The sequence below is a fragment of the Enterobacter sp. V89_11 genome (assembly GCF_029967775.1).
In the GTDB taxonomy this organism is placed as follows: domain Bacteria; phylum Pseudomonadota; class Gammaproteobacteria; order Enterobacterales; family Enterobacteriaceae; genus Enterobacter; species Enterobacter ludwigii.
Genome location: NZ_JASCAN010000013.1, coordinates 95,863 through 111,466, shown reverse-complemented (window position 1 = coordinate 111,466; position 15,604 = coordinate 95,863). Strand labels below are relative to the sequence as shown.

Annotated in this window: 13 protein-coding genes; 1 reads left to right on the top strand and 12 read right to left on the bottom strand. The window is 52.0% G+C overall.

Going from position 1 to position 15,604, the window contains the following annotated elements; all coding sequences use genetic code 11:
• Window positions 1-160: 160 nt before the first annotated feature.
• The 7 genes from QLG09_RS11965 to QLG09_RS11935 form a co-directional block, all read right to left on the bottom strand.
• Entirely contained in the window at window positions 161-919 is a 759-nt protein-coding gene (locus tag QLG09_RS11965; RefSeq protein ID WP_014171880.1) for an amino acid ABC transporter ATP-binding protein, read from the bottom strand.
• Window positions 920-926: 7 nt separating this feature from the next.
• The gene (locus QLG09_RS11960) at window positions 927-2,030 is read right to left on the bottom strand and encodes an amino acid ABC transporter permease (RefSeq protein WP_047743809.1); all 1,104 of its coding nucleotides are present in this window, start codon (window positions 2,028-2,030) and stop codon (window positions 927-929) included.
• A gap of 9 nt (window positions 2,031-2,039) precedes the next feature.
• On the bottom strand, window positions 2,040-3,221 hold the full coding sequence (locus QLG09_RS11955; RefSeq protein WP_044857902.1) for an amino acid ABC transporter permease: 1,182 nt from the start codon (window positions 3,219-3,221) through the stop codon (window positions 2,040-2,042).
• A 67-nt stretch (window positions 3,222-3,288) separates the two neighbouring features.
• Window positions 3,289-4,314, bottom strand: coding sequence for an amino acid ABC transporter substrate-binding protein (locus QLG09_RS11950; RefSeq protein WP_014171877.1), 1,026 nt, complete (start codon window positions 4,312-4,314; stop codon window positions 3,289-3,291).
• 487 nt (window positions 4,315-4,801) lie between these two features.
• Window positions 4,802-5,023, bottom strand: a complete 222-nt coding sequence (locus QLG09_RS11945; protein WP_008502867.1) for a lipoprotein — start codon at window positions 5,021-5,023, stop codon at window positions 4,802-4,804.
• Window positions 5,024-5,326: 303 nt separating this feature from the next.
• On the bottom strand, window positions 5,327-8,440 hold the full coding sequence (locus tag QLG09_RS11940; RefSeq protein WP_063435261.1) for an efflux RND transporter permease subunit: 3,114 nt from the start codon (window positions 8,438-8,440) through the stop codon (window positions 5,327-5,329).
• A gap of 11 nt (window positions 8,441-8,451) precedes the next feature.
• Window positions 8,452-9,591 (bottom strand): efflux RND transporter periplasmic adaptor subunit, encoded by a 1,140-nt coding sequence (locus QLG09_RS11935; RefSeq protein WP_047355525.1) that lies wholly within the window; start codon window positions 9,589-9,591, stop codon window positions 8,452-8,454.
• Window positions 9,592-9,974: 383 nt separating this feature from the next.
• On the opposite strand from QLG09_RS11935, the gene envR reads away from it, so the two are divergent.
• Window positions 9,975-10,694 (top strand): acrEF/envCD operon transcriptional regulator, encoded by a 720-nt coding sequence (envR, locus tag QLG09_RS11930; RefSeq protein ID WP_272755660.1) that lies wholly within the window; start codon window positions 9,975-9,977, stop codon window positions 10,692-10,694.
• Here envR and QLG09_RS11925 read toward each other — a convergent pair.
• The 5 genes from QLG09_RS11925 to QLG09_RS11905 all read right to left on the bottom strand — a co-directional run bounded on the left by QLG09_RS11925 (window position 10,598) and on the right by QLG09_RS11905 (window position 15,532).
• Window positions 10,598-12,691 (bottom strand): bifunctional diguanylate cyclase/phosphodiesterase, encoded by a 2,094-nt coding sequence (locus QLG09_RS11925; protein ID WP_282488919.1) that lies wholly within the window; start codon window positions 12,689-12,691, stop codon window positions 10,598-10,600. The two genes, envR and QLG09_RS11925, sit on opposite strands and share 97 nt — an antisense overlap.
• Before the next feature lie 139 nt (window positions 12,692-12,830).
• Window positions 12,831-12,995 carry a DUF2556 family protein gene (locus QLG09_RS11920; RefSeq protein WP_020883498.1) on the bottom strand — a complete coding sequence of 55 codons (165 nt, stop codon included), beginning with the start codon at window positions 12,993-12,995 and terminating at the stop codon, window positions 12,831-12,833.
• Between the two features lie 180 nt (window positions 12,996-13,175).
• Entirely contained in the window at window positions 13,176-13,472 is a 297-nt protein-coding gene (gene fis / locus QLG09_RS11915; RefSeq protein ID WP_000462905.1) for a DNA-binding transcriptional regulator Fis, read from the bottom strand.
• A 23-nt stretch (window positions 13,473-13,495) separates the two neighbouring features.
• The gene (dusB, locus tag QLG09_RS11910; RefSeq protein WP_014171871.1) at window positions 13,496-14,461 is read right to left on the bottom strand and encodes a tRNA dihydrouridine synthase DusB; all 966 of its coding nucleotides are present in this window, start codon (window positions 14,459-14,461) and stop codon (window positions 13,496-13,498) included.
• A 330-nt stretch (window positions 14,462-14,791) separates the two neighbouring features.
• Window positions 14,792-15,532 (bottom strand): carbonic anhydrase family protein, encoded by a 741-nt coding sequence (locus QLG09_RS11905; protein WP_282488918.1) that lies wholly within the window; start codon window positions 15,530-15,532, stop codon window positions 14,792-14,794.
• Between the last annotated feature and the right edge of the window lie 72 nt (window positions 15,533-15,604).

Here is a 15,604-nt window from a genome sequence, read left to right as displayed (position 1 = left end):
CCGTAGCGCCGATGGTAGTGTGGGGTCTCCCCATGTGAGAGTAGGGAACTGCCAGACATCAAACAAGTGAAGAGGCCATCCGAAAGGATGGCCTTTTTGCGTTATGTTTCCCGGAAAAAGTCAGACCCGGTAAGCGAAGCGCCACCGGGCTAAGACACGCTTAATGGATCACTTGTGACAGGAAAGCCCGCGTACGTTCAGATTTAGGATGTGCGAAGAACTCATCCGGCGGTGCCTGCTCAACGATTTCCCCACGATCCATAAAGATCACCCGATCGGCCACGGTTCTGGCAAACCCCATTTCGTGCGTCACACACAGCATGGTCATCCCGGACTGCGCCAGTCCAATCATGGTATCCAGTACCTCTTTCACCATTTCCGGATCCAGGGCGGATGTCGGTTCATCAAACAGCATAATTTTCGGTTTCATACAGAGCGAACGGGCGATAGCCACGCGCTGCTGCTGACCGCCTGATATCTGGCCGGGAAATTTATTGGCGTGCTCTGCGATTCGTACCCGTTCCAGGTAGTGCATCGCCAGTGCTTCAGCTTCCTTTTTAGGCATCTTTCGTACCCAAATTGGCGCAAGCGTACAGTTCTGCAGAACGGTGAGATGGGGAAACAGGTTAAAGTGCTGAAACACCATTCCCACTTCCTGGCGCACCCGTTCGATGTTACGAATATCTTCATTCAGCTCGATGCCATCAACAACAATGCGCCCCTGCTGATGTTCTTCAAGGTGGTTAATACAGCGAATGGTCGTGGATTTTCCGGACCCGGAAGGGCCACAAAGAACGATCCGTTCTCCCTGCTTAACCTTGAGGTTAATGTCTTTCAAAACATGAAACTGCCCGTACCATTTATTCACGTTTTCCAGCGTAATCATCGCGTCGGCAGGTGTCATAGTAATCTGGCTCATAATTTCCTCAGTGCGGTGTACGCCCGGTGTTAAAGCGCTTTTCCAGATGCTGGCTATAGCGCGACATGCTAAAACAAAAGATCCAGTAGATCAGAGCAGCAAAGACATATCCCTCGGTGGACATACCCAGCCAGGCAGGGTCAACGGTCGCCTGTTGCACGCTGCTAAAGAGATCGAACAGCCCGATGATGATCACCAGGCTGGTATCTTTGAAGAGGGCAATGATGGTATTGACCAGGCCCGGGATAACCAGCTTGAGTGCTTGTGGCAATATCACCAGTCCCTGCGTTTTCCAGTAGCCAAGCGCCAGTGATTCCGCCGCTTCGTACTGACCTTTAGGCAGAGCCTGCAGGCCCCCACGCACCACTTCCGCAACGTAAGCGGACTGGAAAAGGATGACCCCGACCAGGGCACGGATCAGTTTGTCTATCGTTGTCCCTTCTGCCATAAACAGCGGCAACATGACCGAAGACATAAACAGAACGGTGATAAGCGGTACGCCACGCCAGAATTCAATGAAAATAACGGAAAGCACACGTACGACAGGCATTTTTGAGCGCCGCCCAAGCGCGAGCAAAATACCCCATGGCAGTGCGCCGGCTATCCCAACGGACGCGATAATCAGCGTCAGCGTTAACCCACCCCACTGACGTGTTTCAACACGTTCCAGCCCCAGGAAGCCGCCATACAACAGCACCCAAACAATAATGGGATACACCACTGCCCAACAGGCAATATAACGCCCCCGATGAGGCAGTTTTTTCCAGAACATTACGGCGATGGAGAGCAGCCCGATGGCCAGTGCCAGATTAATCCGCCAGCGCTGTTCATGCGGATACAATCCATACATGAACTGGCCAAAACGCTCATGGATAAACACCCAGCAGGCCCCTGCTTTTGTACAGTCTGCGCGAGTGGATCCCGACCAGTTAGCCTGTAAAAAAGCCCAGTTCAGCAGCGGTGGAATTAATTCCCACATAAGCCACAAACATACAATTGTCAGCAGGCTGTTACTCCAGCTGGAGAACAGATTCTTACGCGCCCAGAGAATAAAACGGCCGCCTGTCGAACTGGCAGGGCGCGAGGAGTGCGACAGTATCGCTTTTGTCATCATAGATCCTTAGCGCTCGACCAGTGCTATACGACGGTTATAAAGGTTCATCAGCAACGAAATCACCAGGCTGATGATCAGATAAACAGACATTGTGATGGCAATAGTTTCAATGGCCTGTCCGGTCTGGTTAAGCACGGTTCCGGCAAACAGCGACACCATATCGGGGTAACCAATGGCGGCCGCCAGCGATGAGTTTTTGACAATATTGAGGTATTGACTGGTCAGCGGCGGAATGATGACCCGTAACGCTTGCGGAATAATGACCTGACGAAGCGTCACCGTATGGGGTAATCCCAGCGAGCGTGCCGCCTCGTGTTGTCCGTAAGGAACGGCCTGGATCCCCGCACGAATAATCTCGGCGATAAATGCAGAGGTATAAATCGAAAGCGCCAGCGTCAGTGCTGCCAGCTCAGGAATTAAAACCATTCCGCCCTGGAAGTTAAAGCCACGCAGCTGCGGAATATCCCAGTGAAGGGCGGCCCCAAACAGCCAGTGTGTCAGAAGTGGCAGGCCAATGATAAGGATGGCGGCGGTTGGCCAGGTTTTACGAAGCTGCCCGGTTTTGAACTGATGCTTGCGGTTATAGCGGAACATGGCGGCTGAGAGAGCAAGCGCTATTACAAGGGCGGCAATGAAGGCATACAACCCTTCACCCGACTGCGGAGAAGGAATATACAACCCGCGATTACTCAGGAAAAACAGATCAAGAGCATCAATAGCCTGACGTGGCCCCGGCAGGTTGCGCAGCACGGCAAAATACCAGAAAAAGATCTGCAGCAGCGGCGGGATATTACGGAACGTCTCAATATAAAAAGTAGACAGTTTGCGCAGCAGCCAGTTTTCGGACAAACGTGCCAGACCAATAAAGAAGCCCAGTATGGAGGCAAAAACAATACAAAGTGCAGAGACCAGCAGCGTATTCAGTAAACCGACCACGAACACGCGTCCATACGTGTCGCCTTCCTGATAATCAATAAGGTGTTGAACAATGCCAAACCCCGCGCTGCGATCCAGAAAAGCAAAGCCGGAAGTAATACCGCGATTATTCAGGTTGGTTATAGTGTTATGGATGAGATACACGGCGATAAGAACAACCGCAATAATCGCAATAACCTGGAATAGCCAGGCGCGGACCGCGGGATGAGAAAAGGATAGCGATCCTTTTACGGCTGAGCGGCGATGGGACATAAAGAAACCTCGGTAACCATGACTCTGGGGCGGGCACTGCCTTAACAGTGCCCGTTACAGCAATGACTTAACGTACTGGTGGCGCGTACTGAATACCGCCGTTGTTCCAGAGATTGTTCTGGCCGCGTTTGATCTTCAGAGGGCTTTCCGATCCCACGTTGCGCTCAAAGATCTCAGCGTAGTTACCCACCTGTTTGATGATGTTGTAAGCCCACTTGTTATCCAGCTTCAGATCCTTCCCGAAATCGCCCTCTGTTCCCAGCAGATGAGCCATATCCGGCGTGGACGGTTTAGCGGCTTTCTCGTCGACGTTTTTCGAGTTGATGCCCATCTCTTCGGCATTCAGCATGGCAAACAGCGTCCAGCGAACAATGGAGAACCAGTCTTCATCGCCACGACGCACAACCGGTCCAAGAGGCTCCTTGGAGATCACTTCGGGCAGGACAATCCACTCCGCCGGGTTGCTCAGCTTAATACGCAAGGCGTACAGCTGTGACTGGTCAGAAGCCAGCGTGTCGCAACGACCGGATTCCAGCGCTTTGGCCGATTCATCGGAGCGATCGAATGTCACAGGGGTATATTTCATGTTATTTGCTTTGAAATAATCCGCGACGTTCAGCTCGGTATCGGTACCGGCCTGGATGCAAACGGTCGCGCCATCCAGCTCTTTGGCACTTTTCAGGCCCGCTTTATTGTGGGTCAGGAAACCGATACCGTCATAATAGGTCACGCCAGTAAATGCCATTCCCATGCCTGCATCACGGGAGGAGGTCCAGGTGGTATTACGGGAAAGCATGTCAACTTCGCCAGACTGTAATGCAGTAAAACGTTCTTTCGCCGTCAGCGGGGTATATTTTACTTTACTGTCGTCACCGAAAACGGCGGCGGCAACACCACGGCAGACATCAACATCAATACCGGTAAATTTGCCGTTTGCATCGGCATAAGAGAAGCCAGGTAAACCGTCACTGATCCCACATTGAACAAACCCTTTCTTTTTAACGGCATCCAGTGTCGTACCCGCATGGGCCTGACCGGCTACAGCAAACAACATGCCCGCGGCGGCCAGGCTGGCTATCATCGTCTTTTTCATAATGCATCCTGTGTGGCGAAATTTATCGTTATAGAGGCGTTTTAAACGCTTTACCTGTCTGTGGCTTTGGCCAACGTTTATAAAGCAAACGTAATGCCAGGTTTTGCGCTCAACAAAATAGGTGACCAATGAGCGCATAATGCTGAGTGTAGACAGGGTTAAATAAAGAGAGCGCCCCGAAACGGTGCGAAATTACAACCTGTGCCACAAATCGGAGCAAAACTTTCATGGGCTATGCCTTAAAAAGAAGAGATAGTTTCTGGGGTGAATATTGGCAGGGTATTAAATGTAATTAATATGTGAAAATCATCACGATAGAATATGTAATTTAACGCTGTGCATTAAAAATATGTGACTGTCCGCAGGATGAAATAAACAGGCTGGGTAAAGACGGGGCTATTTTTTTACTTATCTGAAAACGCTGCACTCTTTAAAAGCAAAAGCGCGGACAGAGCCGCGCTTTCTACACACATGATACGTTCTGATGTTACTTCGTCAGAGCAACGATACCCAGCGTCAAACCTGCCACTGCGGCAGCACCACCGGCGATAGCACCTGCTGTTTCCCAGTTGTCCTGAGTGGTGCCTTTCATACAGGTATTGGTATGAACCAGTCGGCCTTGATCGTCGTATACCGGTACACATGGAGAGTCGTGCGCGCATCCAGCAAGCAGCGCAGCGAGTAGTGCAACGGAAATGAATCTTTTCATGATGTTACCTCAGTATTATTTCTCATTCGCTATACAGCCAGGAGGGCTATTAACGAACTGGAGACTATTTTACCACCGGGATAAGGCAACGTTGCACGGGGAATAATCTCAAATTATGTTGTTTGTAAAAATCGTGGAGAAAAGTCGCTGTCAGGATGAATTAATGGAGAAAATATGAAGACGTAACGCGGCGTTTTTACTTAATGCAAATGGTTAACTATTAATGCTGTGATTATGACATATCTAATTCATTGTTTATGCTAAAAATAAAAAAGGCACCTGAGGTGCCTTTTTTGAGAAACATTACTCTTTATGTTTCGTAAACCGGCGCCGGACAACCACAAAGAAGACGGGCACGAAGAAAATTGCCAGAAGCGTTGCGGAAAGCATCCCTCCCATAACGCCTGTCCCGACAGCATTTTGCGCGCCGCTCCCGGCTCCTCTGCTGATGACCAGCGGCATCACGCCAAGGATAAAGGCCAGCGACGTCATCAGGATCGGTCGAAGGCGCATTCTGGATGCTTCCAGTGTGGCTTCAATGATCCCTTTACCTTCTTTATCCATCAGATCCTTAGCAAACTCGACGATCAGAATGGCGTTTTTCGCCGACAGACCAATCGTTGTCAGCAGGCCGACCTGGAAATAGACATCATTGTTTAACCCGCGAATCGATGCGGCGAGAAGCGCGCCCGTGACACCCAGCGGCACAACCAGCATGACCGAGAAGGGAATAGACCAGCTTTCATAAAGCGCAGCCAGGCACAGGAACACTACAATCAATGAAATGGCGTACAGTGCAGGTGCCTGGTTACCAGACAGTCGTTCCTGATAAGACATTCCCGTCCAGTCATGGCCGATACCGGAAGGCAGTTTTGCGGCGAGGTTCTCCATCAAGGCCATCGCCTCACCGGTACTTTTACCCGGCGCGGACTCACCGAGGATCTCCATCGAAGGCATTCCGTTGTAGCGCTCCAGGCGAGGCGAGCCATACACCCAGTGCGAGCTGCTAAAGGAGGAGAACGGCACCATTTCACCATTCGCGCTGCGCACGTAGAGGTTGTTGATGTCCCCTGGCAACATACGGAAGTGAGCGTCGGCCTGGACGTACACTTTTTTCACGCGTCCATGATCGATAAAGTCGTTCACATAGGTTCCCCCCAATGCTGTCGAGATCGTCTGGTTGACGTCAGAGAGGCTGACGCCCAACGCCTGTGCCTTCTCCTGGTCGACATCCAGTTTGAACTGTGGGGTATCTTCCAGACCGTTAGGACGAACGCGAACCAGCAGATCGGGGTGCGCTCTCACCATGCCGAGCAGTTGATTACGCGCCTGGGTCAGTTGGGTATGCCCCAGGTTAGCTTGATCAATCAACTCAAAGTCAAAGCCCGTTGCGGTACCCAGCTCGATAATCGCAGGCAGGTTAAACGGGAACACGAGGCCATCTTTAATCTGACTGAAGGCCTTTGTCGCACGCCTTACGATCGCCTCAACGCTATTTTCTGCTCCGGGACGCGCTTCCCAGGGCTTCAGGCTAACGAACGCAATACCGGAGTTCTGACCCTGACCACTAAAGCTAAAGCCGTTCACGGTAAACACCGATTCAACGTTAGCCTTCTCGTTGTTGAGATAATAATTTTGAACCTGGTCAAGCACCTGCTGGGTACGCATCTGGGTGGCTCCGGCGGGGAGCTGGACCATAGTCATAAATACCCCCTGATCCTCTTCGGGCAGGAAGGAGGTGGGTAAGCGCAGGAACAGTACAGCCATACCACCGACGATGATGACGTATACCACCAGATAGCGCCCGGTCTTACGCAAAATGCCGCTTACGCTGTTGCTGTAATGCTCCACGCTCCGATCAAAGAGCGCATTAAACCAGCCGAAGAAGCCACCTTTCTTTTCGTGGTGATCGCTGGAAACGGGCTTAAGCAAGGTGGCGCACAGTGCCGGTGTCAGAATCAGAGCGACCAGCACTGACAGCGCCATAGCCGAGACAATGGTCAGCGAGAACTGACGATAGATGGCTCCCGTTGAACCGCCAAAAAAGGCCATGGGGATAAAGACCGCCGAGAGCACCATGGCGATACCCACCAGTGCGCCCTGTATCTGCCCCATCGACTTCTGCGTCGCCTCTTTTGGCGGCAGCTTGTCCTCAACCATGACGCGTTCGACGTTCTCAACCACCACGATGGCGTCATCAACCAGCAGGCCAATCGCCAGCACCATACCGAACATGGTCAGGGTGTTGATGGAGAAACCGAACGCCGCCAGGATCGCAAACGTACCCAACAGCACGACCGGCACCGCAATTGTCGGGATAAGCGTCGCCCGCAGGTTTTGCAGGAAAAGATACATCACCAGGAAGACGAGAATGATCGCTTCGAACAGCGTTTTCACCACTTCGTGGATAGAGATCTTCACAAAAGGCGTGGTGTCGTAGGGGTAGACTACCTTCAGCCCCTGCGGGAAGAACTGCTGGAGCTGGGCCAGTTTGCTCTTGATGGCGGCGGCCGTGTCCAGTGCGTTTGCACCGGTAGCCAGCTTAATCCCCAGGCCGGTTGCCGCTTGCCCGTTGATTTTGGTGACCATATTGTAGTTTTCGCCACCCAGCTCAATGCGGGCCACATCTTTCAGATGAACCATGGATCCGTCCTGGTTCACCTTGAGCGTCACGCGGCCAAACTCTTCCGGAGATTTCAGACGCGTTTGTGCAATGATCGAGGCGTTCAACTGCTGCCCCGGTACTGACGGCGTTCCGCCTAACTGGCCGGCCGCTATCTGGTCGTTCTGCGTTTTCAGCTGATTAATCACATCCAGTGGCGTCAGCTGGTATTTGTTCATCGCGTTGCTGTCGAGCCAGATGCGCATCGCATACTGGGCACCAAACAGCTGCACATCACCAACTCCCGTGGTGCGGCTAATGGCATCTTTCACGTTAGACGCGACATAGTCAGAGATGTCATCCTGCGTGAGGTCTTTGTTATCGGAGACAAAGCCTGCGACCAGCAGGAAGCTGCTGCTGGACTTCTCAACACCGATCCCTTGCTGCTGGACCTCTTGGGGGAGCAGCGGCATGGCGAGCTGCAGTTTGTTCTGCACCTGTACCTGCGCAATGTCCGGGTCTGTTCCAGATTGGAAGGTCAGCGTGATGGTGACATTACCTGCGGAATCGCTGGTGGATGACATATACATCAGGTTATCGATACCGTTCATGTTCTGTTCGATAACCTGCGTTACGGTATCCTGCACCGTTTGCGCATCAGCACCCGGATACGTTGCGGTGATAGCCACGGCGGGAGGGGCAATGGTCGGATACTGCGCGATGGGCAGTTTGAGAATGGCCAGCCCGCCTGCAATCATCAAAATGATGGCAAGCACCCAGGCGAAAACCGGCCGTTGGATAAAGAAATTAGCCATGTCGTCGTCCCTTAACCGGCTGGAGTCGTGGTGGTATCAGGCGTCGCGACGACGGTAGCGCCCGGTCTGACTTTTTGTAAGCCGCTGACAATGACGCGGTCGCCATTTTTCAGCCCTTCCGTCACCAGCCAGCGATCGCCAATCGCCTGAGGGGCAACGACGGTACGTGACTCAACCTGGTTTTTATCGTTAACCACCAGAACGGATGCATCACCGCGCGGCGTGCGGGTCACGCCTTGTTGTGGGACCAGAATCGCATCAGGCTGTGTACCTTCATCAATGCGGGCCCGGACAAACATGCCAGGCAACAGCAGGTGCTGTGGGTTTGGGAAAATCGCGCGCAAGGTGATAGAGCCGGTACTTTCGTCGACCGTGACATCCGAGAACTGCAGCGTACCTTTCAACGGGTAGGGCTGACCATTCTCCATCACCAGCTCAACGGTGCTGGTGGCCTCTCCTTTTTGCAGGCTCGTCTGCTTCAGACGCATAAAATCACTGCTGGACTGGGTGACGTCGACATACATCGGATCAAGCTGCTGAACCGTTGCCAGGGCTGCGGCTTGCCCGTTCGTCACCAGCGCGCCTTCGGTGACGCTGGATTTACCGATGCGACCCTCGACGGGAGACGTCACTTTGGTATAGGCAAGATTAATGCGCGCGCTTTCAACGCCTGCCTGTGCGGCAACGACGCTGGCATCTGCTTGCTGCGCTGTCGCCACGGCCTGGTCGTATTCCTGCTTGCTGACATACTGCGTGCCAACCAGCGTGAGATAGCGTTTTACCGTCAGGTGCGCAATGTTAGCCGCCGCCTGGGCCTTCGCGAGTTCACCTTTCGCGTTGTCATACGCGGCCTGATAGGTGGCAGGATCGATTTGATAAAGTGACTCGCCGGCTTTTACATCACTTCCCTCTGTGAAGTTACGACGCAATATGATGCCGCTCACCTGAGGACGAACCTCCGCAACGCGAAAGGCATCTGTTCTGCCCGGGAGTTCGGTGGTGACAGCCAGAGGGGCGCTTTTCACTATATGCACGCTGACCTGAGGCGCCTGCGGATGTGGTGGTTGGTTTTCCTGACCATCGCATCCAGCGAGCAGTACCGCGCAGACAATAAAACCGGATAAGGGCAAACGTCTGAAATAATTCGTCATTACTGTTCCTTTAAATACCCATGAACCGATATTTGCCGTGAATCGGTAGCAGGGCAGAGGGATAAAAATAAAATGTAGGGCGTATAATAATGAGGGTAATTAATGTTTTTTAATTTATAAGTGCGAATGAACAGGCCTTAAGGCAAAAATCAGAATCAAACCTGGTGTTAGCGGGGATATACTTCTGGCTGGTTAATCAGATAAATGGCATTTAACGTGGTTGAATTATTCATCTCATGAATTTAATTATATCTATGCATTTGTCTAAGTTATTAATTAAGCGATTTGACTTTTTTTGTACAAAATTAAAACGCAAAGTAGTGAATACTTTCGTGTATCTGACCCGTGTAAATATAAACCTTGTGAGTAACGAGTAGTCGTCTATGGCGCGTAAAAAGAAAGAAGAGGCTCAACAGACCCGTCAGCAGCTGATTGAAGCGGCTATCGGGCAGTTTGCGACGCGGGGCGTGGCGAACACGACGCTGACGGATATCGCGGATGCAGCAAATGTTACACGGGGTGCCATCTACTGGCATTTTACCAGTAAATCAGAAATATTTAATGCCATCTGGGAACAGCAATTACCGTTTCGTGACATCATTCGTGACAGACTTTCTCTTTCTGCGGGCAGCGATCCCTTGTTAATGCTTCGTGAGCAATTTATTGCTGCGTTGCAATATATTGCACATGAGCCTCGGCAATGCGCTCTTTTGCAAATCTTGTATCATAAGTGTGAATTTAATAGCGATATGATTTCAGAGTGTGAAATCAGAAAACGTATTGGTTTTAATTATGAGTCTTTACGTGCCACGTTGCAGGACTGTATTTCGCGGAACCTCATTTCGTCACAGGTAAATGTTGATCTGACCCTGATTGTTTTCCACGGTTTTTTCAGCGGAATCATTAAAAACTGGTTAATGAATAACAGCAGTTTTAATCTTTACCAGCAGGCTCCTGCGCTGGTCGATAGTATTCTGGCGACACTCCCTGTCGTGCGGGTGTCGCCTCATGAGGATGATTTTAGCTCAGCGCCAGGTAACATTTCCCCTTGCGCGCAGAGCGCTTCGATGGTCTGTGCACTGACCGGTTTGCCCAACAGATAGCCCTGAAGCGTGTTGCAGCCCAGCGCCGTCAAAAAGGTTTGCTGTGCTTCGGTTTCCACCCCTTCCGCCACGACTTTCAGATTTAGCGTTTTTGCCAGGGCCACAATCGCTGAGACAATGGTGGCGTCTTCGCTTTCACCGCTTAACTCTTTCACGAACGCTCTGTCGATTTTCAATTCACAGGCCGGCAGGCGCTTGAGATAAAGCAGGCTGGAGTAGCCGGTACCAAAATCATCAATGGAGGCTTTCACGCCCGCGTCCGTCAGCTCTGTCAGTACGCGCACACTCTCATCCGGGTTGCTCATCGCCGTGGTTTCCGTCACTTCAAGGATCAGCATCTCCGGCGGTACGTTGTGACGCGTCAGGCAGTCGAGCACCGTTTTAACCAGTGAAGGTTGCTCAAACTGCAGTGTCGACAGGTTCACCGCCATCGACCAGTTTTGATGACCCTGAAGGTGCCACTCCCGCAACTGACGGCAGGCCTCATTAAGCACCCAGTTACCAATCGGGATGATCAGCCCCGTTTTTTCCGCCAGCGGCAGGAACAGGTCTGGCGTCAGCAATCCCTGTTTCGGGTGTTGCCAGCGCAATAGCGCCTCGAACCCAAGGACAGGACCCGCCGGTGCGTGGAATTTTGGCTGATAAAGCAGGCGCAGTTCATTACGATCGATAGCCAGCCACAGATCGTTCATCAACTGGAGATGGGTCTGCGCCAGGGTGTTCATGGAGGGCTGGAAAAAGTGATAACCGTTTCGTCCCATGTGCTTCGTGTGGTACATCGCCGCATCGGCGTTAAACATCAGCTCACGTTCGGTTTTACCGTCGTGGGGATAGAGCGCGATACCAATGCTAAGGGTTACCACCAGTTCATAGGGATCCAGATTGAATGGGCTATCGATAGCGCGAACCAGCGAGTTGGCCAGCGAGGCCGCATCATCCGGACCTTCTCCTTCAGCCAGCAGAACAAACTCATCACCACCGATACGGGCAAGGGTGAACTGACCCTTCAGGGGCGTGAGCAGGCGCTGCGTCACGGCGACAAGCAGTCTGTCACCGATATCATGGCCGTACGCATCGTTGATGGTTTTAAACCCGTCGAGATCCATGAACATCAGTGCAAAATGGGTGCCTTCACGGTCAGCTTTGCTGATGGCCTGATCGAGTCGGTCCTCCAGCAAAACACGGTTCGGCAGACGCGTCAGCGTATCCTGCAAAGCCAGTTGAGCGAGTTCGCGGTTCGCTTCTGCAAGGGATGAGGCCAGAAGAGAGGTCCGTGCCTGAAGGCGGGCATCCAGCATCGAGACCAGCAGCGTGATCCCCAGTATGGAGAGTGCGACGACGCTGACCAGTACTGCCAGCCAGCTGCCGTTAATACCTTCATGGTGTGTCATGGTCGACATTGGGAACTGAGCGGCTTTCATCCCGGCATAGTGCATACCGGCAATGGCGATCCCCATCGTAACGGCGGCGGCAAGACGCATCAGAGACACCTGAGATGCTTCATGCCGCAAGCGGAACGTCAGCCATAATGCGGCGAGCGAAGCCGCAAGCGCAATGACAACCGAAATGGCCACCCATGTTTTGTCCCAGATAATACCGGGAGAGACTTCCAGCGCCGCCATGCCGGTGTAATGCATCGCCACAATGCCGCAGCCCATCACTAACGCCCCGGGCAGCAGACGGCGCAAACGTAACTGCTCACAGCTAACGAGCCACAGCGCAAACAGTGACGAGCCCACGGCGATAACCATGGATAGCACCGTCAGGGTCGCGTTGTAGCGCATGCTCATGGAGAGGTCCATCGCCAGCATGCCGATAAAATGCATGGCCCACACGCCAATCCCCATGGCAATACCGCCGCCGGCCAGCCAGACGCGCGCAGCCACGCCCTGACTCCCGGCAACACGAGCAGCCATATTCAGCGCGGTATAGGCAGCAAGGATAGCAACAACAAAGGAGAGGACGACGAGGATATGGTTGTATTGGCTAACCAGCATGATCGGTTCTACTCGAGTGTGAAGTTACGCAGGCGCGGTTGAGAAGGGCGAGACATTATCATCGTAAGGTAACGGCTCAAAGGGATTTAAATCCCCGTTTTTAGTGGGTCTTAACAGTGAGTTTAGCGACGTCAGGCGGTTAGTCGAGTTCTGAGCAGTTCACTAATTTTAGCGGATTTACGGAATTCATATTACGACACTTATCGGCTTCAGTGCTCATCAGTTCAATCCACTGCATCAGGAGCGCATCGAAGAGGAAAACCGAGACAGCAAATACAACCAGCCACCAGTATTTACGAATCATGCGTATCGTTCCGGGCGAAGAGGTTCAGTGAGGTGTTGGAAATATACACGAAAAGTCGCGGTTTAAAAGAGGGATAAACGAAGGTTTACACAGCCTTGACGGTGACAGGCACGGGCAATAAAAAAGGCGCATCCCCATGCCAGGTAGCGCCTTTTTAAACAAGCATTTCGCTAACCGAAATTAGTTCATGCCGTATTTTTTCAGTTTCTTACGCAGTGTACCACGGTTGATACCCATCATCAGGGCAGCGCGGGTTTGGTTACCGCGGGTGTATTGCATCACCATGTCCAACAGTGGCTGTTCAACTTCAGCCAGTACCAGCTCATACAGGTCATTAACATCCTGACCGTTCAGTTGAGCAAAATAGTTCTTCAGTGCCTGTTTAACCGAGTCACGCAGGGGCTTTTGAGTTACCTGATCCTGAGAGTTAACGGTAGAAACGGTCAGTACGTCAGAATTTACGCGTTGTTCGAACATAGTTCTGTCAGCTCTTTATTTCATTACGCAAGATTTTCGAAGTATGCCTCCAACGCCTCCAGCTGTACGCTGGCATCCTCTATGGCGTTGAATGTGCGCCGAAACTGGTCATTTGGAGCGTGCTCCTGGAGATACCAGGATACGTGTTTACGCGCAATTCGGTACCCTTTTGCCTGACCATAAAAGTCATGCAATTCCCGAACATGCGAACAAAGCAAGCGCTTTACCTCTGCCAGTGGCAGTGGGGCAAGCAACTCCCCAGTGTCCAGATAATGCTGGATTTCCCGAAAGATCCAGGGTCTTCCCTGAGCGGCACGTCCTATCATCAGAGCATCAGCTCCCGTATAGTCGAGCACAGCTCTGGCTTTAAGCGGGTCAGTAATGTCACCATTCGCGATAACCGGAATGGAAACTTTCTGCTTAACTGCCCGAATGCTGTCGTATTCAGCTTCACCATTGAACAAACAGGCGCGAGTGCGTCCATGGATGGTCAGGGCCTGAATGCCACAGTCTTCGGCCAGTTGGGCAATCTCTACACAGTTACGGTGTTCCGGCGACCAACCCGTGCGAATCTTCAACGTAACAGGAACGTCCACTGCGCTGACAACCGCGGTCAGGATAGACTTCACCTGGTCGGGGTATTGCAGAAGGGCTGAACCTGCAAGCTTGCGATTCACTTTCTTGGCCGGGCAACCCATATTGATATCAATAATCTGGGCGCCACTTTCCACGTTAATCCGCGCGGCATCTGCCATCTCTTCAGGCACGCTTCCGGCAATTTGCACGGTGCGAATACCTGGTTCATCAACGTGCACCATCCGAAGGCGGGACTTATCGCTTTCCCACACTTGTGGGTTAGACGACATCATCTCGGAAACGGTTAAACCTGCCCCCATCTCATAGCACAGCGTCCTGAACGGCCGGTCGGTAATACCTGCCATTGGGGCTGCGATCAGGCGATTTCTAAGCTGGTAGTGTCCGATGCGCATGAGTTAAGAAATGACCATACTGTGACTGCAAGGCGGCGTATATTACGCATTTTTTGCACGAGATGAAAGGCCAAACTTTGAACAATCCACTGTTGTAGATCAAGGAATCGCCGCTCTGTCCTTCAGGTGAAAATTATAAACCTGTTAAATCATAAAGTTATGATGGAATGATTATTTTATAGCCGCTTACAATTTCCCGTAACTTCTCATCATTTCTGAATAAATGCATCACTTGAGCGGGATAATCTGCTGTTTTTAGCAGCAGATTATCCCGCTTGTTTGCGATCTGAGTCGCATTTTAGAACATGATCTGCATGCGAAAAATGCGCATTATTCGACGACTACGCGACCATGAAGGGGTTGTACCGGGCGGTTATTTTCGTGGTGCATCGTGTGGGAGAATTTCTCAAGCTGCTCTGCAGAGACGGTCAGCGGGTGCTTCAGTACAATCCAGGTTACCCCCTCTGAGCACGGCGGCGTGGTCAGCGAGCCGCTAAAGCGCCAGTATGTTTTATCTTTTGGAATCAGCTTGTTCAGATTGAGATCCTGCTTAATGGAGACGTTCTGTTCGGCCTGCTCAGGCATGACGCTCCACAGCTTATTCAGTTCCGGGTTCGCGGCCCCTTTATCGAACATGACCGCCACCACCGCCAGCTCACCGGCCGCGTTTTTGTGCACCAGATGCATTTCCATCGCAAATTTCTTGCCATGCACGGTGTTTTCGCTCGGCGCGTGGAAATGGAACTGTTGCAGGGTCCAGGTTTGCTTATCGAGGGTAAGGATATCGCGGGTTTCCGGCTTTTCACTTGCCTGAATGGTATGGCCGTTGTTCGTCAGCGTCACAGGGCCATCAATGTAATGCGTTTGCAGCGGGGAGAGGTGCGCGTTCGCGGTGGATTCAATGTTGATGGGGGACTGATTCATCCCGCTTTGACAGGTTTTGTAAGCCTCGTCCAGTTCGCCCCAGTGTTCCGGTGCGCCTTCGCCTTCGTAGCTCCAGTGTGATGCGCAGGCTGAAGCCGAGATAATGCTCAGCGCAAAGAGCGCTGCCTTGCCAGTAAAGTGGGTCATAGTATTCTTCCGGTGAATTATTGTGGTTCAAACCATTTTTATCAATATGATTTGTGTGGGTATTTTACCGGA